The organism is Mixta sp. Marseille-Q2659, assembly GCF_940807255.1.
Classification (GTDB): Bacteria; Pseudomonadota; Gammaproteobacteria; order Enterobacterales; family Enterobacteriaceae; genus Mixta.
Genome location: NZ_CALNWY010000018.1, coordinates 38,947 through 58,931 on the forward strand (window position 1 = coordinate 38,947; position 19,985 = coordinate 58,931).

General features: G+C 50.2%; 16 protein-coding genes and 1 pseudogene. 6 read left to right on the plus strand and 11 right to left on the minus strand.

From position 1 onward, the window contains the following. Positions 1 to 32: 32 nt before the first annotated feature. From P3C52_RS13605 to P3C52_RS13615, 3 genes are all read right to left on the minus strand, one after another. A complete protein-coding gene (locus tag P3C52_RS13605; protein ID WP_275555549.1) occupies positions 33 to 833 on the minus strand; it encodes a MetQ/NlpA family lipoprotein in 801 nt (266 codons plus the stop codon). Positions 834 to 1,051: 218 nt separating this feature from the next. Next, positions 1,052 to 1,735, minus strand: a complete 684-nt coding sequence (locus P3C52_RS13610; RefSeq protein ID WP_275555522.1) for a haloacid dehalogenase type II — start codon at positions 1,733 to 1,735, stop codon at positions 1,052 to 1,054. Between the two features lie 59 nt (positions 1,736 to 1,794). Then, entirely contained in the window at positions 1,795 to 2,190 is a 396-nt protein-coding gene (locus tag P3C52_RS13615) for a VOC family protein (protein ID WP_275555523.1), read from the minus strand. 218 nt (positions 2,191 to 2,408) lie between these two features. Between P3C52_RS13615 and P3C52_RS13620 the strand changes: the two genes are divergently transcribed. Then, positions 2,409 to 3,338 (plus strand): SDR family NAD(P)-dependent oxidoreductase, encoded by a 930-nt coding sequence (locus P3C52_RS13620; protein WP_275555550.1) that lies wholly within the window; start codon positions 2,409 to 2,411, stop codon positions 3,336 to 3,338. Between the two features lie 484 nt (positions 3,339 to 3,822). Here P3C52_RS13620 and P3C52_RS13625 read toward each other — a convergent pair whose 3' ends face one another. The 4 genes from P3C52_RS13625 to P3C52_RS13640 form a co-directional block, all read right to left on the minus strand. Continuing rightward, a complete protein-coding gene (locus tag P3C52_RS13625; RefSeq protein ID WP_275555524.1) occupies positions 3,823 to 5,766 on the minus strand; it encodes a CHASE2 domain-containing protein in 1,944 nt (647 codons plus the stop codon). A gap of 1 nt (position 5,767) precedes the next feature. Beyond that, positions 5,768 to 6,349 (minus strand): OmpA family protein, encoded by a 582-nt coding sequence (locus P3C52_RS13630; protein WP_275555525.1) that lies wholly within the window; start codon positions 6,347 to 6,349, stop codon positions 5,768 to 5,770. Between the two features lie 12 nt (positions 6,350 to 6,361). After that, entirely contained in the window at positions 6,362 to 6,802 is a 441-nt protein-coding gene (locus P3C52_RS13635) for a FecR family protein (protein ID WP_275555526.1), read from the minus strand. A gap of 84 nt (positions 6,803 to 6,886) precedes the next feature. Continuing rightward, positions 6,887 to 7,855: a GGDEF domain-containing protein gene (locus P3C52_RS13640; RefSeq protein WP_275555527.1), complete on the minus strand. Its 969-nt coding sequence runs from the start codon at positions 7,853 to 7,855 to the stop codon at positions 6,887 to 6,889. 607 nt (positions 7,856 to 8,462) lie between these two features. Between P3C52_RS13640 and P3C52_RS13645 the strand changes: the two genes are divergently transcribed. Together P3C52_RS13645 and P3C52_RS13650 are read left to right on the plus strand one after the other, a co-directional pair. Then, the gene (locus P3C52_RS13645) at positions 8,463 to 10,106 is read left to right on the plus strand and encodes an SgrR family transcriptional regulator (RefSeq protein ID WP_275555528.1); all 1,644 of its coding nucleotides are present in this window, start codon (positions 8,463 to 8,465) and stop codon (positions 10,104 to 10,106) included. Between the two features lie 78 nt (positions 10,107 to 10,184). Further along, positions 10,185 to 10,325: a hypothetical protein gene (locus P3C52_RS13650; protein WP_275555530.1), complete on the plus strand. Its 141-nt coding sequence runs from the start codon at positions 10,185 to 10,187 to the stop codon at positions 10,323 to 10,325. A gap of 19 nt (positions 10,326 to 10,344) precedes the next feature. Here the strand turns inward: P3C52_RS13650 and mqo are convergent, their stop codons facing one another. Continuing rightward, a complete protein-coding gene (gene mqo, locus P3C52_RS13655) occupies positions 10,345 to 12,000 on the minus strand; it encodes a malate dehydrogenase (quinone) (protein ID WP_275555531.1) in 1,656 nt (551 codons plus the stop codon). 202 nt (positions 12,001 to 12,202) lie between these two features. Between mqo and P3C52_RS13660 the strand changes: the two genes are divergently transcribed. Next, on the plus strand, positions 12,203 to 13,807 hold the full coding sequence (locus P3C52_RS13660; RefSeq protein WP_275555532.1) for a sensor histidine kinase: 1,605 nt from the start codon (positions 12,203 to 12,205) through the stop codon (positions 13,805 to 13,807). Then, on the plus strand, positions 13,785 to 14,498 hold the full coding sequence (gene dcuR, locus P3C52_RS13665) for a two-component system response regulator DcuR (protein WP_275555533.1): 714 nt from the start codon (positions 13,785 to 13,787) through the stop codon (positions 14,496 to 14,498). The genes P3C52_RS13660 and dcuR overlap by 23 nt, the downstream gene beginning before the upstream one ends. A 53-nt stretch (positions 14,499 to 14,551) precedes the next feature. On the opposite strand, the gene P3C52_RS13670 is transcribed toward dcuR, so the two are convergent. After that, entirely contained in the window at positions 14,552 to 15,574 is a 1,023-nt protein-coding gene (locus P3C52_RS13670) for an LLM class flavin-dependent oxidoreductase (RefSeq protein ID WP_275555534.1), read from the minus strand. A gap of 245 nt (positions 15,575 to 15,819) precedes the next feature. Here P3C52_RS13670 and tyrP point away from each other — a divergent pair, with 245 nt between their 5' ends. Next, positions 15,820 to 17,031, plus strand: coding sequence for a tyrosine transporter TyrP (gene tyrP, locus P3C52_RS13675; protein WP_275555535.1), 1,212 nt, complete (start codon positions 15,820 to 15,822; stop codon positions 17,029 to 17,031). A gap of 226 nt (positions 17,032 to 17,257) precedes the next feature. Here the strand turns inward: tyrP and P3C52_RS13680 are convergent. Next, positions 17,258 to 17,996, minus strand: a pseudogene (locus tag P3C52_RS13680) (nitroreductase family protein). A 125-nt stretch (positions 17,997 to 18,121) separates the two neighbouring features. Continuing rightward, a complete protein-coding gene (locus P3C52_RS13685; protein ID WP_275555536.1) occupies positions 18,122 to 19,882 on the minus strand; it encodes a tannase/feruloyl esterase family alpha/beta hydrolase in 1,761 nt (586 codons plus the stop codon). Between the last annotated feature and the right edge of the window lie 103 nt (positions 19,883 to 19,985).

A 19,985-nucleotide genomic window follows, 5' to 3' on the forward strand; every position in this document is an offset into this window, starting at 1 on the left:
TTTAGAGATGGCGCGGCCATAGCTAACAGAACTTACCAGCCTTTAATAATATCGCCTTTATAAAGCTCATTGGCTTTATCAAGAACTTCCTGCGACTGGAAGGCTTCTTTGAGTTTCTGAACATTCGGGCTGTCTTTGTTATCTTCACGCGCCACGATGGCGTTTACATAAGGAGAGGCTTTGCCTTCCATAAACATACCGTCACGTGAGGCGGACAAATTAACCAGCGCCGCAAAGTTGTTATTGATAATAGAAATGTACACCTGCGGATCGTCCAGCGTACGTGCCAGTTGCGGCGTATCCACTTCTACGAACTTCAGTTTTTTCGGGTTGGAAGTAATATCCAGCGTAGTCGGCAGCAGGCCAGCTTCCGGTTTCACCTTAACCAATCCCTGCGCCTGCAGCAGCAGCAGGCTACGGCCCAGCGTAGTGGCTTCGTTAGAAATGGTGATGGTTGCGCCATCCGGCAGCTCGTTCAGCGATTTGATTTTGCGTGAATAACCTGCAATCGGGAACACAAAAGTATGGGTGACCACCGCAAAATGATAGCCGCGCTCTTTTGATTGCATTTCCAGATAAGGCAGGCTCTGGAACGCGTTGGCGTCTACATCTTTATTAAAAAGCGCTTCATTTGGCTGCACATAATCGTTAAATGCGATGACATCGACATCCAGCTTATATTTATCATGCGCCACCTGCTTAACGGTTTCCCACAGTTGCTGGTCCGGGCCGGTGTTGATAGCGACTTTGATTTTATTATCTTTATCGTTATCGCAGGCGCTAAGCAGCGTAACGGAAGCGGCCAGCAGAAGAGTGAGTATTGTGTTTTTCATCATATCGATCCCTTGTGTAGATCCCTTATTAGTATGGGAAAAGCACTATAATACACATCCAGACGTCTGTACATCCGTACGGATGGGATCGTGTTAAATTTTTGCTCCCTTTATAACAAAAGGGAAACGCAGGGAGCCGTATCGGCCAGTATGGATTTTGTAACAGAGAACAGGGCGAAAAAGCATTAGTATCCCGGCAACTCGGAATGGCTGAGGGTTCAGCCTGCGTAACGGGAGATAAGTTGCCTGCTGATCTCCGACAAATCATTACCGATAAGCGTCGGCTGAGGACCCAGCGACAGCGGTGCATTATTCGGACGTAAAACCAAAGCAGCATCCCAGCCAGCCGCTCTCGCGCCAATAATATCCCAGCTATGACACGCCACCAGGCAAAATTGTTGTTCCTTATCGCCGATCATTAACGCGATGTCCCGATAGGTTTTTAAGGCGGGTTTAAAGGTTTTGGCACGCTGGTCAACGCTGAAGGTTTCCTCAAAAAAATGTGCGATACCGGCATGTTGCAACTGAGCGTCCTGAGTAGCTGCTGCATTATTTGTCAGAGTAAACAAACGAAACCCTGTGTCCTGCAATTGGGTCAACGCTGCGGTAACATCCGGATAAAGCGGCAGCGTTTTCATTACATGCTGAAAACGCGCAATTTCCCGTTCTGTGCATGCAACATTAGCGATATCAGCCTGCATTTTCAGCGTAGCGACCCCCAGTTCACCAAATGGCTGATAATGATCGATCAGTGAAAGCGACTGAGAATAAAGAATCGTTTGTGCAAACCAATCCCGCATCGCGCGCGGTGTGCCAAATATTTCGGTAAAAAAGGGCGTTAATGCCTGGATATCCAGCAGAGTTTCATTAACATCAAAAACTAACGCAGGCAGCGTTTTCATTCAGTACTCCTGACAGCAAATTTAATGACGATCGCTGATTCCAAATCAAACCGCGCGTCTTATTTAGCGTAGTGCATGCCTTCCAGTTTCATACCGTCCGGGTCGAAGAAAAAAACCGCGTAATAGTCGGGATAATAGTAGCCTGCAGCATCAACAATGGTGACGCTGTTCTCTTCCAGCCAGGCCTGTAAATGATCCACATCCTCACGATTATTGAGTGACCAGGCATAGTGATGAAAGCCGGGGTTACCGAGTCGATAGGGATTTTTCAGACCCTGTTCATCGGCCTGATAAATCCATAAGCGGGTGGTGCCGTCAGTCCAGCCCATCGCCTGGGGTTTCTCATCCAGTACCTCAAAACCAAGAAAAGTCATCAATCCATGATAGAAGGTTCGCGACTGAGAGAAATCGCTGACCGATAACACAATATGATCCACGGCCCGTACACGTGACATGGTTTACCTCCGCAAACGCGCTACGTAAAACTTAAGCGTAGACAACGGTTGATGATCCTTCCTGAATCCACGGCTGACCGCAGGTTCGTCCTGTGCCGCAACCGGGGAAAAATGCGGTGAGTCGCATTGAAGCACATGAAATCGACCCGTTGGTTTTTCTGCTACGGCTTATAGTTAACAGAGAAATCACACACGCTAAAAAGGTGAGGGGAAATAATATGGCAGGTGGAAAAAAAAGCGTCGCAGGTACCACCATTGTTATCACTGGCGCGTCCAGCGGTTTTGGTCGCGGGGCTGCGCTGGCGCTGGCAAAGCAGGGCGCGCAGGTCGTGCTTGCCGCCCGACGCGAGGCCGCATTGACAGCGCTGGCGGCAGAGATTAATGCGGCGGGAGGAAAGGCCCTGGCCGTGCCTGTCGATGTCAGCAATGCCGCAGATATAGCGCGTTTGGCTGAGGATGCTCAGCAACACTTTGGCCATATCGATACATGGATTAACAATGTCGGCGTCGGGGCGCTTGGATATTTTTGGGATATTCCTGTAGAGGATCATGCGCGCCTTATCGATGTTAATCTCAAGGGTTTGCTCTATGGTGCCCATGAGGCGCTGCGTCGTTTTATTGCCCAGGGCTATGGCACGCTGATTAATGTAGGCTCAGTCGACAGTAAGCTGCCGTTGGCCTTCCAGAGTTCCTACGCCGCCTCCAAAGCAGCGGTTCTAAGCCTTGGCCGAAGCCTGAATGAAGAATTGCGGCTCAGCGGTCAGGGCGAAAAGATAAAAGTCGCGACTGTTATGCCCTGGGCGGTGGATACGCCATGGTGGACACACGCAGCCAACTATAGCGGACAGGCGCCTCGCATGGCGGCCATGGATGATCCTTCAAAAGTTATTGAGGCGCTGGTTGCTGCCTGTATCCATCCAGAAGAGGAAATATCCGTGGGCTGGAAAGCTCACGCCGCGAAAATCTCACATAATTTGTTTCCTGATTTAACCGAGCGGATGTCAGCCAACATTGCCGGACGCGAGATTGACAAGGCATCTCCAGTTGCGCCAAACAGTGGTGCCATTTATCAGCCGATGCAAAATACCACGACCATTGATGGCAATATTCGGGCGCGAATGAAGCAGGAAGATAGCGAGAAAAAATAACCGATGGTCTGGTGGCAACGTCTTTATAGTAAAGCGCGCGTTTGAGCCCGGCATGCCGATAGCAAGGAAGTAGGATCCGCGCATTTTACAGGGGGATCGTGAGCCACCATTTTTATGCCAGCGCGACGTCATGAAACGCGCCCAGTTTTTAAAGACAGGCGTCGCGCCAAAGACGCCATTTTTACGGCAAGATGGATGCCTGAAAGAGGCCTGATTTTACGCTCCGCAATCTTGGTTCGCATAATGTATATTATGTTAAATTAAGGAACTGATACAGAAGATGGTCTGATGTGGATGCCTCATCATGCTGATTCTTCGCAGCCCTTCTCCAGGTACAGGCCCCCGCCAACTGGGCTTTGTACTAATGGCAAACGTGATCAGTAATCATTTTTTTATCCGTTCTCCCGGCGAAGAAAATCTGTGTGACCACTCGCAGCCAGGCATTTCAGTTCATTAAAGGTTCGCATCCGGCGCTTATGACTACCTATTCATCCATAAATAAAGTAGAGATGCGTTGAAACGTTTCTCCGTTGTGTAGAAATGCTGTAACTACGGAAGGATCAAATTGTAAACCTGAATTTTCAGCAATGATGGCCGCAGCCTGTTCATGCGACATGCCTTCTTTATAAACTCTGTTGCTGATCAGTGCATCGTACACGTCAGCGACAGCCATCACTCGGGCGCTGAATGGAATATCTGTGCCTGTTAAACCTTCAGGATAGCCCTTCCCGTCCCAGCGTTCGTGATGGCTGCCGGCAATATCTATCGCGCAGCGCAAAAAAATCCCGGGCTCACGTAGCTTATCCGCCGTATCCGACAGTAGCCTTTTGCCGATGGAGGTATGAGATTTTATTACATTGAATTCTTCAACCGTTAAACGTCCCGGCTTGAGCAAAATCGAGTCTGGAATAGCAACTTTACCTACGTCATGCAGCGGCGCGGCATGAAATAAAGCATCAACAAAAAAAGGAGATTGGGCTTCTGGGTGACCTTGCTCATGTAGCCATTCCGCGAGGCATTTAACATAATGCTGCGTTCGACTAATATGCCCTCCTGTTTCTGGATCACGGGTATCACATATGGCTGCCATAGCGTGCAGTAGCGCATGGTTAGTATTTTCAAGATCTTCCTTCCAAATACTTAGATTTTTCCGCAGCACAATATATTCAATGATTTCATGAATAAAGGTCAGAATTAGCATGCCTGGAATGCAATAGATAACTGGTAGCCATATGTTATAGAAATAAAGCGCCCCGACCATCACCGCAAAAGCCAGCAAAACAGACAGCAGCACGGTAAAGGTACGCTGTGCAAAACTTACACTCTTAAAATAGAGAATATTGGTCAGGCCTAGTAGTAAAATGCACGTTAGCTCATGCCAGTTCAAAATCCAAACTGGATGTATAATTAACTGATTATTAATGATGTTATTCAGTAAAGTGGCATGTATCCCTACCCCCGGCGTATTTCGATGTGAGGGGGTCATTACGTTGTCATGCAGTGCCGCTGCGGTAGAACCGATAAGAATAAACGGCTCAGGTAACGTTATTGGCGTGCCTGCGAGGATAGCAGCCGCAGGTACGCTGACGTAATTATTATCGTTGGGATAAAAATTCAGCCAGGCCCGCCCTTCATTATCAATTGGAATTTTATACTGGCCGACATTGATTACGCAGCCCCAGAAAGAATCTTCAATCTTTATTTTGCTGACATGCTCTTTTTCCATCAACATCGCCAACGTAAATGAAGGCAGCACCCCTTCCGGGGTGTCGATTAACATTGGGATACTGTGTAAAATACCATCCTGATTGTTGAAGAAATTTACAAACCCGTTGCGGGTCAACGCGTCATTAATGATGGGGATATTTTTTATAATACTTTCAGCCTGCGGCACAATATGATTAGCCGTAACATAAGGCGGGATAAGAGTGGTGTCGTGATGATGAGCCAGCTTTAATTGCACGGAACCGACTACCGGCCTTTTATTCCGTAACACACTCGCCAGGTAAGCATCATTATCCAGCATTCCCTTCGGCACGCCAATATAAGACATATCTATGCCAAACTCGGTTTTGTAGCGCTGTCGTATATAGTCTAATGAAGTTCGATCACTTTCTGAGAAGAGAATATCCAGCCCAATGACCTGTGTCGAATGACGCCTGAGGGCATTAAGCAGATTACCTAAAATATAACGGGGCCACGGCCACTGGCCAACAGTATGCAAGCTACTATCGTCAATATCTACTACCGCCACCGATGGCTCGCCAGGTTGCACAGGAAGCATAATGCTTATCAACGACTGCAATCGATCTTCAGCGTTGATAAACAAATTTTTCGATAGCGGAATAAAGACCAGCCAGGCGACGGTGAAAGCGATACCGGCAATATACTGCGCGCGATTTTTTTCTTTAGAGCGAGTAACCGGCATATCAATGCACCATGATTTCAACCCGCCTGTTCTTCGGTTGGGGTTTTCCTGCTGATGTTTTAATCAAGGGATCAAAAGGCCCATGATAACGGACGTCAATTGCCTCCTTCTGAAACCCTCCCCGGAGAAGTATTCTTTTTACAACCAGTGCCCGACGCAATGAGAGATCCATGTTATAGCGGTTGCTTCCCATACTGTCGGTATGACCTATAATGGTGATTTGACAGGGTTCACGCTGAAGGCAATCGTTTTTAACACGGTTAATGATCTGCGATCGGGAACTCTGCGGCTTAACTGAATCGTTATTAAACCAGACAGTCTGACTGGTCAGGGGCGCGGGCTCAGCTGCAAACAGCGCCGGTTTTTCCTGGCGAGCTTCCTCGGGCGATAATTCGCTCTCATGGACTCCCAAAATGGAATCACCAATGGTTTGCCCTGATTTTACGAGCGTAACCGGCAGCCCACCGTCGTTTTTAACTATCACATTACCGACATGCCCTGTCATATCAGGTAAGAGCGTCACTTTGGTACTGCTGCAGCATGTCAGTAACATGACGACAGGTAATAAAATGATCTTTTTCATTCAAATTACCCCTTAATTTACGGTCACGAGAAAACGGGTGCCTCTGACGGCAATAATCGTTGTAGGTGTCTTAAATTTTACGGAGGATGGCGATAATTTTCCTAATCTTCCGGAGGCATAAATAGCCGAGCCCCGACTTAATAAAACATCAAATGAATAGGTGTTTTTTAGGGGGGTGTAGGTATATTTATTAATTTTAAACTGACTGTTAGCATCTAACGCAACCGTCGTACCATCGCTAAAGCTTAAACCTGCATAGCCATTTTTCCCGGTCTGTAAAATATCCCCTTCAAATACGCTGGATCCTGAACTTAGTAACTCGCATGTACTGGCCGTAACCCGACACGTATGCTCTGTTTTTTTAACCACAGCGACCTTTTCCTGAGCGGCATTAACCCCGGTTGCTAACAGCATTAGCACAAGGAAAATAAATAATTTCATTATGTTAATCATATAATCTCCGGTATTTAAGCAGTTCAAAATCAGCTTCGGTCAAACAGATTTTGTACAGGAGGACGAATAAAACAGAACGGATGCTTACTGCTCAGCCTTCAGGCCATTCTTACCGGCTTTTTTTATCTGATATACATAGGCATCTGCTCTTTTAATCGTATCTTCAAGCGAATCTCTAAACTTAGCTAAACCCGCAGAAAAACCTGGCAGGTCAAGTTTTTTTCCGCCATCGAAAATAATGCTTTTATGAGAGCCAGAGCGCAGCCGGTTAATCAACGCTTTTGCATCCTCAAATTTAATGTTATGGAGCATAATAATAAATTCATCGCCGCCAAAACGAACGATAACATCCGTCTCACGTAAAAACTGACGTAGCATTTCAGTGAATGCAATAAGAATCCTGTCACCTGTCAGGTGGCCATAGGTATCATTTATCTTTTTAAAATCATCCAGATCCAGCATAATAAGATAATCAGGCTTCTCTTCCTTAATCGCCTGTTCCAGATAACGCCGGTTATAGGCTCCGGTCAGTAAATCGATATAGAGCTTTTTTCGCTCGTGAACCAGCCGGATATAAATGACGGTACGCCAGATAGCAAACGTTAACGGTATTAGCAGCAGGAAGACTAAATTAATTCCCTGCAAAATATGAAGGTTACTTTCCAGTTCATTTATATCAGCCTCACTCTCATGCTGGGTTTTGTCTACCTCGCCGTTTTGTACTTTTATGTTGCGGCAGAGGTTTTGGTTATTCTGTAGCCCTCTTTTTTTCAACAAATTCGGACTATTTTCCTTGAGTAGGTCGGGCGTAAACCTCCCCTCTGTGTTCGGAATGGAATTCTGATAGTCAGGAATACCCTTATCATTAGCGCAAAGAATAAGTAAGCTTCTGGAGATTTCCTGTTCCAAAGACCAATGCTCAAGAAATCTTGTTTTCAATAATTTATTAATCCTCTCATGCTCACTTGCATTCAAATAAAATACGCACAATAGAGAAAGCGCCGAAATAATCAGCACGATATAGGATATAAAAATATCTTTCTGTTTTTTCATAGAGACTGAATACCATGCATTATCGTCAGCGAACCCCGACAGCCCATTTTAACGCCGCATCAAATGCAATTTACATATTTATTAATATGGTGCCATGCAACATTGATAATATTAACCTAAAGTTTTAACACCCCCATAATATTTATAGGATCTTCTTTTTTCTTATGTTTTTTAATTGCAGTATTGTAAAGCTTATAACCTCTTTTACCAGTAAAATAAGATAGTCCGCCCCTAGCTATAACCCTTTGAATAAAAAGATAAAACATGAGTATATTATTATGCACTAATGATGGATGCCAAGTTGAGCAGGTATATCCGGTTTTTTAATCTAGTTAAATTGCAATATTTGGCTTTTAATTCTAAAATTTAGCGCTCTTAGCCATATTAAACTCCAGATATGGCCATTTTTCTTTCAAGCTTGTTCTGATATTGTAAAAACCCATTATCAACACTCGAAAAAATTGTAAAAACATTAACACAACGCCATTAAAAGGCTGCGAGATATCCCTTAACGATTGTTTACCTATATTGAGCGCCATACTATAGCGGTAACATATAATTAACTTTTTATGTAAAACCCGAAAGCAACATTTATAAAGGTACCTTCGTGATTGAGCCAACCACTTCCACCAGGAAAAATACCCACTTAGTACGTTTAGCACGCCAGTACCAAAGGCTTCTCAAACAATATAAAAACAGACAAAACGAAGTATTACTACAGGATGTGGCTGATGTGCTTGCCTGTACACCGCGCTATGCACGTACTCTGCTAAAAGATATGAAACAGATGGGGTGGATTAGCTGGGCTTCTTTACCAGGGAGAGGCAAACTAAGCCAGCTACAGTGTCGACTGGATGATAATGCCCTTCAGGAAATGACGACCGATCCGGTACAACCTCTTATCAGCGCATCCTTTTCGGCCCCGCTGGATTCTGTTTCATTCCCGGAGGGCGATAGCTTTATCCTCTCCTATTACCGTTCTTTGCCTGCAATTGTCCCCTCTTTTTCTGCCATGCATGCCAGTCGCCATTTAATTCGTATGGTCCATGCAGGTTTAATGAAATACCAGGATGGCAATACCCATCTCATATTTGGACTGGCGCATCACTGTAAGACGTCCGCCGACAGGCTGACCTGGCAGTTTTATCTGCGATCCGGTCTGATTTGGCATAACGAAGAAAAAGTAAGCGCAAATCAGCTTTTGCACGGGCTGAATGCACTAATCGGGACGCCGGTTTTACCCTATGTAAAAAGCATTAGCGCAGACGAACAAAGTATTCTGTTCCATTTAACACAGCCGGATGAAATGTTAATTCATCGGCTCGCGCATCCAGCCTGTTCGCTACCTCACCCTGTTTATCCGACCGTAGGTCTTGGGCCGTTCAGAGTAGTTGAACATAGCGATCAACAGGTAAAACTGTCGCGCTTTCCATTCTGGTATAGTGAAATGCCCCTGGCGGCTACCATTACGCTGGAAACCCGGCTGCGTAAAATAGCGGACTGGGGCATGATTAGCCTGGAAACGCCACAATCAAAACGGCGTGATGAACGCATAAAAACCATTACTCTCGCCGATACCTTTTCTTTTATGGCGTTTAATCAATGCAAGAGCAATGCACTGACGCGGCATCAGCGCATGATGGTGATGGAAGTTGCACGAAGCGTCGCTCGTAGAATGATTTTGAAACAGGCGGATCTCCTCCCGCTCCCGGAATGGCTCACCATGCCTATGGATAATCCCGATCCGGTAACACTGCCGCCCACTCTTGCGATGGCCTACTTTAGTACACCCGGTACCGATAGGTTTGTCCGGTTACTGGTAAAAAACCTCAAGCTTATGGGCTGCCAGTTATCCGTGACGCCGATACACAACGCTTACTGGTTGTCGCCTGGTAAAAATTGGGAACAGATGGATATTTCCCTTGGCTATCTGAATAGTCGCCAGGAAGCGGCCTTTACCTATGAAGAACGCTGGCGTCACAGCCAAATGGCGCGGGCATTCTGGCCAGCGGAAATTCAACATCGCATTTCGGCGCTGTTAAACCGCTCGGTCAGGAGAAGCTGTGCAGACCACCAGCAATTCATAATCAATCTGATGCGTTATGCAATTCGTCATAAGCTGATAAATCCGCTTTATGAAAAAAACCACACTCTCCATTATCCTGCGTCCGTACGCGGTATTAAATGTCATCCTCAATGCTTTCCAGACTTTACCTCACTGTGGATCGATAACGCAGATCAGCGCGATTAAGTGACGGCGTCACTTAAAGATAATGGCGCATAAATTTGCAAGTAATAAACAATTGCACGAAACAATTGATAAGTGACAGTGTCACAAGAAGAGCAGCAATTTCCAGGCGAGATGTCAGAAAATGAGTTAAATGCACAAAAAGCTATCAATAAAAAGGCTGGTTTCTTACCAGCCTTTTCACCTGTGATTTCAATGATGACAAGCAATACCTATCATTGATTCACCTTCGCCGCCAACCTTACAGCGCCATATCGTGCTGAGGTTCAGCCGCTTTCTGCGCCTGTGGCTGAGCCGCCGGCGCTTCCGTGGTTTTGCCTGCCATGTTGATCACCGGCGGTTTAGTCAGCTGCAGCGTAGCTGCGGTGTCGTTCCAAACCTGCTGCGCCAGCGCCGGATCGTCATTCAGTTTCTTACCGTAGCTCGGTACGAAATGACGAATTTTCGCCTGCCATTCCGGGGTCTTAAATTGCTCCGGGAACAGCTGCTTGACGACATTCAGTGCAATCGGTGCTGCGGTTGATGCACCTGGTGAAGCGCCTAACAAGGCCGCCACGGTTTTCTGCTGATCGGTCACAATTTCCGTTCCCAGTTTCAGCACGCCGCCCTTCTCTTTATCTTTCTTGATGATCTGTACGCGCTGGCCAGCCTGGATCAGTTTCCAGTCTTCTTTCTTCGCGTTCGGATAATACTCATTCAGCGCGGCGAAACGGTCGTCATCGCTCAGCATCACCTGACCAATCAGATATTTGACCAGGTCAAAGTTATCCATACCCACATTCGCCATCGGCACCACGTTTTTGGTGGTCGTCGTACTCAGCAGATCGAACAGCGAACCGTTTTTCAGGAATTTGGTTGAGAAGGTGGCAAAAGGTCCAAACAGCACAACCTGTTTGCCATCCAGAAAGCGGGAATCCAGATGCGGAACAGACATCGGCGGCGCACCAACGGAAGCCTGGCCATAGACTTTCTGATTATGACGTTTCGCAATCTCCGGGTTTTCTGTAACCAGGAAAGAACCGCCGACCGGGAAGCCTGCATAGTTATCCGCTTCAGGAATGCCGGTCTCCTGCAGCAGCTTCAGCGCCCCGCCGCCTGCGCCGATAAAGACATATTTGGCATCAACGGCACGGGTTTCGCCGTTTTTGGCATCTTTAATGGTGACATGCCAGGAGTTATCGCCGTTACGTTTAAAGTCAGTAACTTCAGACGAGGTTTCCAGCTTGAAGTTGTCGTTCTTCTTCAGGCTGCCAATCAGCTGACGGGTAATTTCACCATAGTTAACGTCAGTGCCGACCGGCGTCCAGGTCGCGGCCACCTTCTGCTGCGGATCGCGGCCTTCCATAATCAGCGGCGACCATTGTTCGATCTGCTTATGATCGGTAGAGAATTTCATGCCCTGGAACAGAACGGTTTTCTGCAGCGCCTGATAACGGCGGCTCAGATAGTCCACGTTCTTATCGCCCCAGACAAAGCTCATGTGTGCGGTGGAATTGATAAACGAGTGCGGATTATTCAGCACGCCGTTTTTAACCTGCGCCGACCAGAACTGACGGGAGATCATAAAGGCTTCGTTAATTTCCAGCGCCTTCGTCACGTCGATTGAACCGTCTGCACGCTCTGGCGTGTAGTTCAGTTCCATATTTGCCGAGTGCCCCGTCCCCGCATTGTTCCAGCCGTTAGAGGATTCCAGCGCGACGCCGTCGAGTTTCTCAACCATGATCTGTTTCCAGTCAGGCTGCAGCTCTTCAAGAAAAGTACCCAGCGAGGCGCTCATGATGCCACCGCCGATCAGCAGGACATCGGTTTTTTCTGGTGCAGTTTCAGCGTGCGCAGCAGGAGCCACTAATAAAGCCAAAAGGGAAAGCGAAGGCAGAACTTTTGTTGATTTAATCATGCTTAATCTTCAATATATCGCGTGGTGGTTAAAAAAAGACGGCTAATATTAAAATATTGTTACTTGTTAGTTGATTTATTTTTAGTTTTTTAATTTAAAAAACAGCGCTGCCACTTTCTTTAGTTTCAAAACCTACTGCATTGAGAATTAAAGCAATCTTGTGAACCCGTCCCGGCAGTTAAAATCCGCGTCGAAGCGCCCAATGAAACTCAGCATGTTGACCGCGTTAATGATGAGCGCGGTGATATTTACCGTACTGCTTAGCGTTCATTTCCTCTATTTTATTCAGATTGATGATTTCACCCATTCGCACGTAAAAGATAAGGCCCTGGCCGTCGCGCGCACGCTGGCCGAAGATCCGCAGATTCAGCGCGGCCTGACGTTGCCCGCTACTGAGGGGCTGATCCAGCCTGTTGCCAGGGCGGTGCAAAAGCGCAACGACCTGCTGTTCGTCACCGTTACCGATATGCGCGGCATTCGTTATTCCCATCCGAACAGCCAGTTAATTAATAAACGTTTTATGGGTGACGATCTGCAGCCTGCACTGGCCGGACATGAAAACATTTCCTATAACCACGGCACGCTGGTTGAAGCGTTGCGCGTGTTTACGCCGGTATTTAACGCCCATCATCAGCAAATCGGCGTGGTGGCGATCGGAATTTCACTCAGCGATGTTACGGCGCAGATTGGTAAAAGCCGCTGGAACATTTTCTGGAGCATTCTGTTAGGCGGCTCGGTGGGATTGCTGGGCGTGCTGATGCTGGTGCGACGGTTGAAAACCATTCTGCTTGGCCTCGAACCCCATGAAATTTCCAGCCTGTTTGAACAGCGGCAGGCCATCCTCGATTCGGTTAAAGAAGGCGTTATCGCGGTTGATGCCGACGCGCGCGTCACGCTGATCAACCAGGCCGCCCAACAGCTGCTGCTGGAAACGGCGATCAAAGCCCCTGTCAGCGGCGAGCCCATGCCTGAAAACGCGCTGTTGCTGCGTTCCCTGCGCGAAGCGCTGCATGAAGGCAAAGCCCGCTACGATGAAGAACTCAACGTGCGCGGCCGCATTATGATCGGTAATACGGTGCCGGTGCGCAGCCGCGAGCAGATTATCGGCGCGGTCTGTACCTTTCGCGATAAGACAGAAATCAGCCAGCTGATGAAGCGGCTTGACGGCATGGTCAGCTACGTCGATGCGTTACGTGAACGCTCCCATGAATTCATGAATAAACTGCACGTTATTCTTGGCCTGCTGCATATGAAAAACTATGCCCAGATGGAAGCTTACATTTTAAAAACCGCCAATAATTACCAGACGGAAATTGGTTCTCTCCTGCAACGCATCAAGCCGCCGGTTATTGCCGGATTTTTATTAAGTAAAATCAACCGGGCCTCTGATAAAGGGCATCGTTTAATTCTCAGCGACGCCAGCTACCTGCCCGATAACGGCAGTGAACAACAGGTTGCAGCGCTGGTTATTATTCTCGGCAATTTAATTGAAAATGCGCTGGAGGCGTTGGATCAACAGCCGGGAGGCGAAATTCACCTTTTATTGCATTACCAGAACGGATGGCTCTCCTGCGAAGTGAGCGATGATGGCCCGGGCATTCCTGCCACGCTGGAAGCGGATATCTTCAGGAAAGGCTTTTCTTCAAAAGGCGATGAGCGCGGGATGGGACTGTTTCTGGTCAGGCAGCAAACAGAAAGTCTTGGCGGAAATATTAACGTCGAATCAGAACCGGGCGTATATACCCAGTTTTTTGTACAGCTCCCGTGGGCAAAGGAAACAGCGCATGATGAATGTATTGGTGGTTGACGATGACGCGATGGTCGCTGAGCTTAACCGCTGCTATATAAACCAGATTTCAGGGCTAACCTGCTGTGGTACAGCCTCAACGCTCCAGCAGGCAAAAGAGCGTTTACAGCAGGAGCCGCCGGTCGATCTCATCCTGCTGGATATTTATATGCAGCAGGAAAACGGACTCGATCTACTCGCTGAACTGCGCCACTCGGCTTATGCCGTTGACGTCATTATTATCTCGTCTGCGGCAGATGCAGCCACCATCAAAACCTCGCTTAACTATGGCGTGGTCGATTATCTGATCAAACCTTTCCAGTTTTCCCGCTTTGAAGAAGCCTTAACCCACTGGCGGCAAAAACGGTCGCAAATGGATAACCAGCAGTATTATCAGCAGGCGGAGTTGGATCGATTGATTCATGGCCGCGCAGCCGACGCCGGTGAACAGAAACGGCTGCCCAAAGGATTAACGCCGCAAACCCTGCGTACATTATGTCAGTGGATTGAGGCGCATCCCGACAGCGAATTTTCTACCGACGAGCTGGCCGCCGAAGTGAATATATCGCGCGTCTCCTGTCGCAAGTACCTGATCTGGCTGGCTGAAATAAACATCCTGTTCACTACTATCCATTACGGCGCAACCGGAAGGCCGGTTTACCGCTATCGTTTGCAGGCGGAATATCATTCTTTGCTGAAGCAGTATTGTTAACACGCTTACTGCCGGTAAGCCTCGCGACCTGCCGGCAGGCACACTATCAGCAACTAGCGCCAGCCCAGTTCAGGCGCAACCTGGGTCAAAATCGCTTCCAGCACATGCGCGCAATAATCGACGCCCAGCTGATTGGGAATGGTCAGCAGCAAGGTATCCGCTTCGGCAATCGCCTCATCCTGTTTCAGCTGCGCAATCAGCTTCTCCGGCTCCGCCGCATAGCTACGGCCAAAAATCGCGCGCGTTTTCTCATCCAGATAACCGACTTGATCGCCCTCCTGTCTGCTGGCGCCGAAGTAAGCACGATCTTGTTCATTCACTAACGGGAAAATGCTGCGGCTGACCGACACGCGCGGCTTACGGGCGTGCCCCGCTTCCAGCCAGGCGGCGCGATACGCGCGGATCTGTTTTGCCTGCTGAATATGAAACGCCTCGCCGGTTTCGTCGTCTTTCAGCGTGGAGCTTTGCAGATTCATCCCCAGCTTCGCCGCCCATTGCGCCGTGGCATTGGAGCCGGATCCCCACCAAATGCGGTCGCGCAATCCTTCTGAAAAAGGTTCCGGCCTTAGCAGTCCCGGCGGGTTCGCAAACATCGGCTGCGGATTCGGTTTGGCAAATCCCTCGCCGCGCAATACATCAAGCAACACTTCGGCATGACGTCGGCCCATATCCGCGTCGCTTTCGCCCTCCTGCGGCTGATAGCCAAAATAGCGCCAGCCGTCGATCACCTGTTCCGGCGAGCCGCGACTAATGCCCAACTGTAGACGCCCGCCGGCGATCAAATCCGCCACGCCCGCCTCTTCTGCCATATAGAGCGGATTCTCATAACGCATATCAATCACGCCGGTGCCGATCTCAATACGTTTAGTCCGCGCGCCTACCGCCGCCAGCAGCGGAAACGGCGCGCTGAGCTGACGGGCAAAATGATGCACGCGGAAATAAGCGCCATTGGCGCCCAACTCTTCCGCCGCCACCGCCAGCTCAACGGATTGCAATAACGCATCCGCTGCGGTACGTGTTGCCGACTGGAATGATGGCCCCCAATGACCAAATGAGAGAAAACCAATTTTTTTCATAGCGTTGCCTTTTCTGATGCCGCCGAGCCATACCGGAACCCGCTCCGGCTTTATGATTAACTGTAGCGTATCAGGCAAGCACTTTTCATCAACCTGTCTGCGCCCTTTTCATTACCGCTGTTTAACAGTAAGCCGAGGCTTACAGGCGCACGCAAACAACATGTAAGCCACATTTGACGCGCTGTAAACTTTCCCTTACCCTTCGCGCATCTTTTATAAGCGGAACCGTAAATTCAGGGGAAAGCGTGAAAAACCGCACTTTTGGCAGTGTATTTATCGTTGCCGGCACCACCATTGGCGCCGGTATGTTGGCGATGCCGTTGGCTGCCGCAGGGATTGGACCGGGTTTTACCCTGTTATTGCTGGTCGGGCTGTGGGCGTTAATGTGCTATACCGCGCTGTTGCTGGTTGAAGTCTATCAGCACGCGCCGGCAGATACCGGACTGGGCACGCTTACCCGCCGCTACCTGGGGCGTCCGGGCCAGTGGTTAACCGGATTCAGCATGCTGTTTTTGATGTATGCCCTGACCGCTGCCTATATCAGCGGTGCGGGCGAACTGCTGGCCGCCAGCCTGAGTCAGTGGTTCTCAACGCATATTTCCCCAGGCAGCGGCGTGCTGCTGTTTACGCTGATTGCCGGCAGCGTGGTCTGCATCGGTACGCATATGGTCGATATGTTTAACCGCATACTGTTCAGCGCCAAAATCATTTTGCTGGTAGTGATGCTGGCGCTGATGATGCCGCATATTCATCACACCAATCTGCTGACGCTGCCGCTGGAAAAAGGGCTGATGCTCTCCGCGATTCCGGTGATCTTTACCTCGTTCGGCTTTCACGGCAGCGTGCCCAGCATCGTCAATTACCTGCATGGCGATCTGCGCAAGCTGCGCTGGGTGTTTATTACCGGCAGCGCTATTCCGCTGGTGGCCTATATCTTCTGGCAGCTGGCGACGCTGGGTGCGATTGAGCAAAGCACCTTTCTCGCTCTGCTCGCCAACCATGCCGGGCTGAACGGACTGCTGCAGGCGATTCGTGAAGTTGTCGCCTCTCCGCACGTTGAGCTGGCAGTCCATCTGTTTGCCGATCTGGCGCTGGCGACCTCTTTCCTCGGCGTATCGCTGGGGCTGTTTGATTACCTGGCGGATCTTTGCAAGCGTAACGCTAACGTTACAGGCCGGATGCAGAGCGGTCTGATGACCTTCCTGCCGCCGCTGATGTTTGCCCTGTTCTATCCGCAAGGTTTTGTGCTGGCGCTGGGTTACGCGGGCGTCGCGCTGGCGGTGCTGGCGCTGATCATTCCCTCAATGCTGGTCTGGCGTAGCCGTCAGCAGCACGGTACAGCGCAATATAACGTGGCGGGTGGCAAGCCCTTACTGCTGGTGGTTTTTCTGTGCGGCATCGGCGTGATCGTGATTCAGATGCTGCTGGCGCTGGGCTGGTTGCCTGAAGTGGGATAATCCTGTCTCACTCAATCAACTCACCTGAAACTGACCCGCGACGGGCTTTTGGTCCCGCCCGCGGGTTAAGCAAACTGGCGCAAGCGCGCCCTCCGCGTTGCCCTGAGAAAGCTGGCGACGGGCACGCAACCATAAAAAAAGCGGCCCGCAGGCCGCTTCTTCAGGCTATCTCATGCTATCGGCTAATGACGTACCGGAACGCCGCCGCCGTGCGTGATGAAAGCGCTTATTTATCTTTGCCGAAACCCTGCTTCAGCAGCGCAGGCAAGACGTCAGGGAAATAGATGTTTTTGTAGTAGTTGCCGACGGTGTGGCTCCAGTCCTCGCCGCCGTCGCGGTTAATGGTTTTCCAGTGCTGCTCCAGCTCCACGTTGAATGCCGCGATGCTTTCTTGCAGGCCCGCCTGCTGATATTTCTCTTCATGACGGAAGGTTGAGATCGGCAGACGTGGCTTAATGTCGGCAGGCTGATCGACATAGCCCAGCGCCAGACCTACCAGTGGGAAAGTCAGCGGCGGCAGCTCAAACAGCTCGATAAACGCTGCCGGATCTTTTCATGCCGCCGATCGGCACCACGCCCAGGCCCTGCGCATGTGCGGCGGCCATGGCCGAAGCCAGCGCAATGCCAACATCGGTGCTGCCGGAAACGATACTTTCAATACTTTCATGGGCAATTTGCTGCTGATCGATCAGCGTCATCGCCTCGCGCGTTTTGTGCATATCCAGCACAAAGGTGATGAACACAGGCGCCTGTGCGATCCACGGCTGGCCGCCCGCCAGTTCGGCAATTTTCGCTTTTGTCGCCTTATCACGCGTCACAATCACCGAAACCTGCTGTGAGTGAACAGAGGTCGGCGCACGGTAAGCGGAAAGGATAATGTTATCCAGAACGGCGTCAGGGATCGCTTTATCAAGATAGCTGCGGTCGCTGCGGTGATTAATCAGTGTTTCAATAACCGGATTCATGCTCTTTCCTTTGCGATAAAAATTCGGGTGAAGTGTAGTGGAGCGCGTTTTCAACGGCTTGCCACTCTGTGCCGCACCTGTTGCAGGCCCGAACGTGCCTTCCCTGGCGCGGCTGTCAGACATTGCTATTGCACGAGTTTTTCGTCGCGCACCTGGTACATTTTTTGATTATCGGGGCCGATAAAGTCGCTGGCCGGTTGGCCGATGGTCAGATTATCAAAGGCCGTCGATTTGTCCGGCTGATAATTACTGGCGTCATCCACCGATCCTTTACCGCTATAGCGGGCGATATAAGGATACGGGAAGACCGGACGAGTCGCTTTCAGCGCGACGGCGGGGGTGGCAAACGGCTGGCTGGGTTTCTGCATGCCATGGAACTGCTTCTCAGCCGACGCGCCCGGCGCCGGAGGCATCATCACTGACTCTTCCGCCTGCGCGCGCTTGCCGGTAATAATTTTTTCCGGCGCGCGGCCCTGCTCGGTCCAGGCCATTAACGGCGTCAGCAGATCGATCTGATCGTAGCCTTCGCCGTTGCCGCAATGCGCTACGCCAGGCAGCAGGAAAAGACGCAGAAACTTATCGACGGCGGCCTCGCCCAGCGTTTTCTGTACGCCGCGATAGTAAGCGATGGAAAACGCCGGACTGATAGAGTCATCCGCCAGACCGTGCCAGATAATCAGCTTGCCGCCGCGTTTCAGATACCCGCTCAGGTTGGTATTCGCGGCGTTATACAACGGCGCCAGCTGTGCCACGGCGTCAAAGTTGCGGCGATTAAGCGGAAAATCGTTCATCGAGTGAATGTTTTGTTTGCCACCGGGCAGCAACACCGACTGGAGCGCGGGCAGCACCATGCTTTCAGACATCGAGTGCCCCGTAGCGCTATCCGGCACCGGCCAGCGCAGCTCCGATCCCAGCGGCAGACCGGCAGGAACAAACTGGTTGCCGTTGCTGTCATGCGCGCCGCGGTAGAGATTTTCCGCAACCTTAATCTCTTCGCGCGTCAGGCAGTCCGATCTCTCCGTTTGATGGTCGGCGCAGGTTTTTACCCAGCTGGCGGAAAAGGTACAGGCGTACGGGTTTTGCAGAATGGCATCGTCCACGCCTGACAGCGTCGGGCAGTTTTTGATTACCGCACGATGCAGGATCGGCAGGCGATCTTTCAGCAGAATGGCGCTGCCGTCCGGGCGCTGGTTCGCCGCCACATTCCAGCCATGATAAAAGGAGTTCTGAAACTGGAAGAAGCCCGCAGGCGCGCCAGCTGAAATTCCGTCGAAATCCTGCGGATAACGCTGGGCCTCCATCAGCGCCTCACGGCCGCCGTCGGAGCAACCCATAAAGTAGGCGTATTTCTGCGGCTGACCGTAGTAGGCCTTGATCAGAGCTTTGGTCAGCACCGCTGTCAGATGATTAGCGCGCCAGGCAAAATCGATGCGCTGTTGCGGATCTTCCGCCCAGCTGGCATTCATCATGCTGCCGCGGTGTCCCATATCGGTAGCCGCGACGGCAAATTCACCATTCATGGCAGGAACGCAGCCGCTGGCATTAGAAAGGCTGAGATTAATGTTGCCGCACAGGCCGCCGCAGCCCACCTGTAAAAAACGCTGCGTCCACTTCTCTGCGGGCAACGCCACTTCGACACCGATTTTCGGGGCAATGGTGGCGCTAACCTTACAAAAGGTGCCCTTTTCGCTGTGCATTGTCGCAACGGAAGTAATAGTGACCTGCGCGCCGACGCTGGCGCTGAAATCCTGTTGGTTAAGCTGTTCGCAGGCGGCAACCGGCGTCACCACCGGCAGGCTTTGCGCCGCTTTCGCTGGCAACGCGGCCAGCAGCCAACAGCCTGCCGCCAGACACAAAATAAGACTTCGTTTGCCCCACTGGCTCATGTTTTGTTTCCTTTCAGATGCAGTTTGCAGAGTTAAACGGGAAGTAAATACCATTTTTAGAGCGGCCGCGCTAAAGAGACGGGTAAGGAAAACGTAAGGGGAA

Bases quoted from the DNA above. Each gene is read 5' to 3' on its own strand.
- P3C52_RS13605 (WP_275555549.1), bottom strand. From the start codon at position 833: ATGAAAAACACAATACTCACTCTTCTGCTGGCCGCTTCCGTTACGCTG.
- P3C52_RS13610 (WP_275555522.1), bottom strand. From the start codon at position 1,735: ATGAAAACGCTGCCTGCGTTAGTTTTTGATGTTAATGAAACTCTGCTG.
- P3C52_RS13615 (WP_275555523.1), bottom strand. From the start codon at position 2,190: ATGTCACGTGTACGGGCCGTGGATCATATTGTGTTATCGGTCAGCGAT.
- P3C52_RS13620 (WP_275555550.1), top strand. From the start codon at position 2,409: ATGGCAGGTGGAAAAAAAAGCGTCGCAGGTACCACCATTGTTATCACT.
- P3C52_RS13625 (WP_275555524.1), bottom strand. From the start codon at position 5,766: ATGCCGGTTACTCGCTCTAAAGAAAAAAATCGCGCGCAGTATATTGCC.
- P3C52_RS13630 (WP_275555525.1), bottom strand. From the start codon at position 6,349: ATGAAAAAGATCATTTTATTACCTGTCGTCATGTTACTGACATGCTGC.
- P3C52_RS13635 (WP_275555526.1), bottom strand. From the start codon at position 6,802: ATGATTAACATAATGAAATTATTTATTTTCCTTGTGCTAATGCTGTTA.
- P3C52_RS13640 (WP_275555527.1), bottom strand. From the start codon at position 7,855: ATGAAAAAACAGAAAGATATTTTTATATCCTATATCGTGCTGATTATT.
- mqo (WP_275555531.1), bottom strand. From the start codon at position 12,000: ATGATTAAATCAACAAAAGTTCTGCCTTCGCTTTCCCTTTTGGCTTTA.
- P3C52_RS13660 (WP_275555532.1), top strand. From the start codon at position 12,203: ATGAAACTCAGCATGTTGACCGCGTTAATGATGAGCGCGGTGATATTT.
- dcuR (WP_275555533.1), top strand. From the start codon at position 13,785: ATGATGAATGTATTGGTGGTTGACGATGACGCGATGGTCGCTGAGCTT.
- P3C52_RS13670 (WP_275555534.1), bottom strand. From the start codon at position 15,574: ATGAAAAAAATTGGTTTTCTCTCATTTGGTCATTGGGGGCCATCATTC.
- P3C52_RS13685 (WP_275555536.1), bottom strand. From the start codon at position 19,882: ATGAGCCAGTGGGGCAAACGAAGTCTTATTTTGTGTCTGGCGGCAGGC.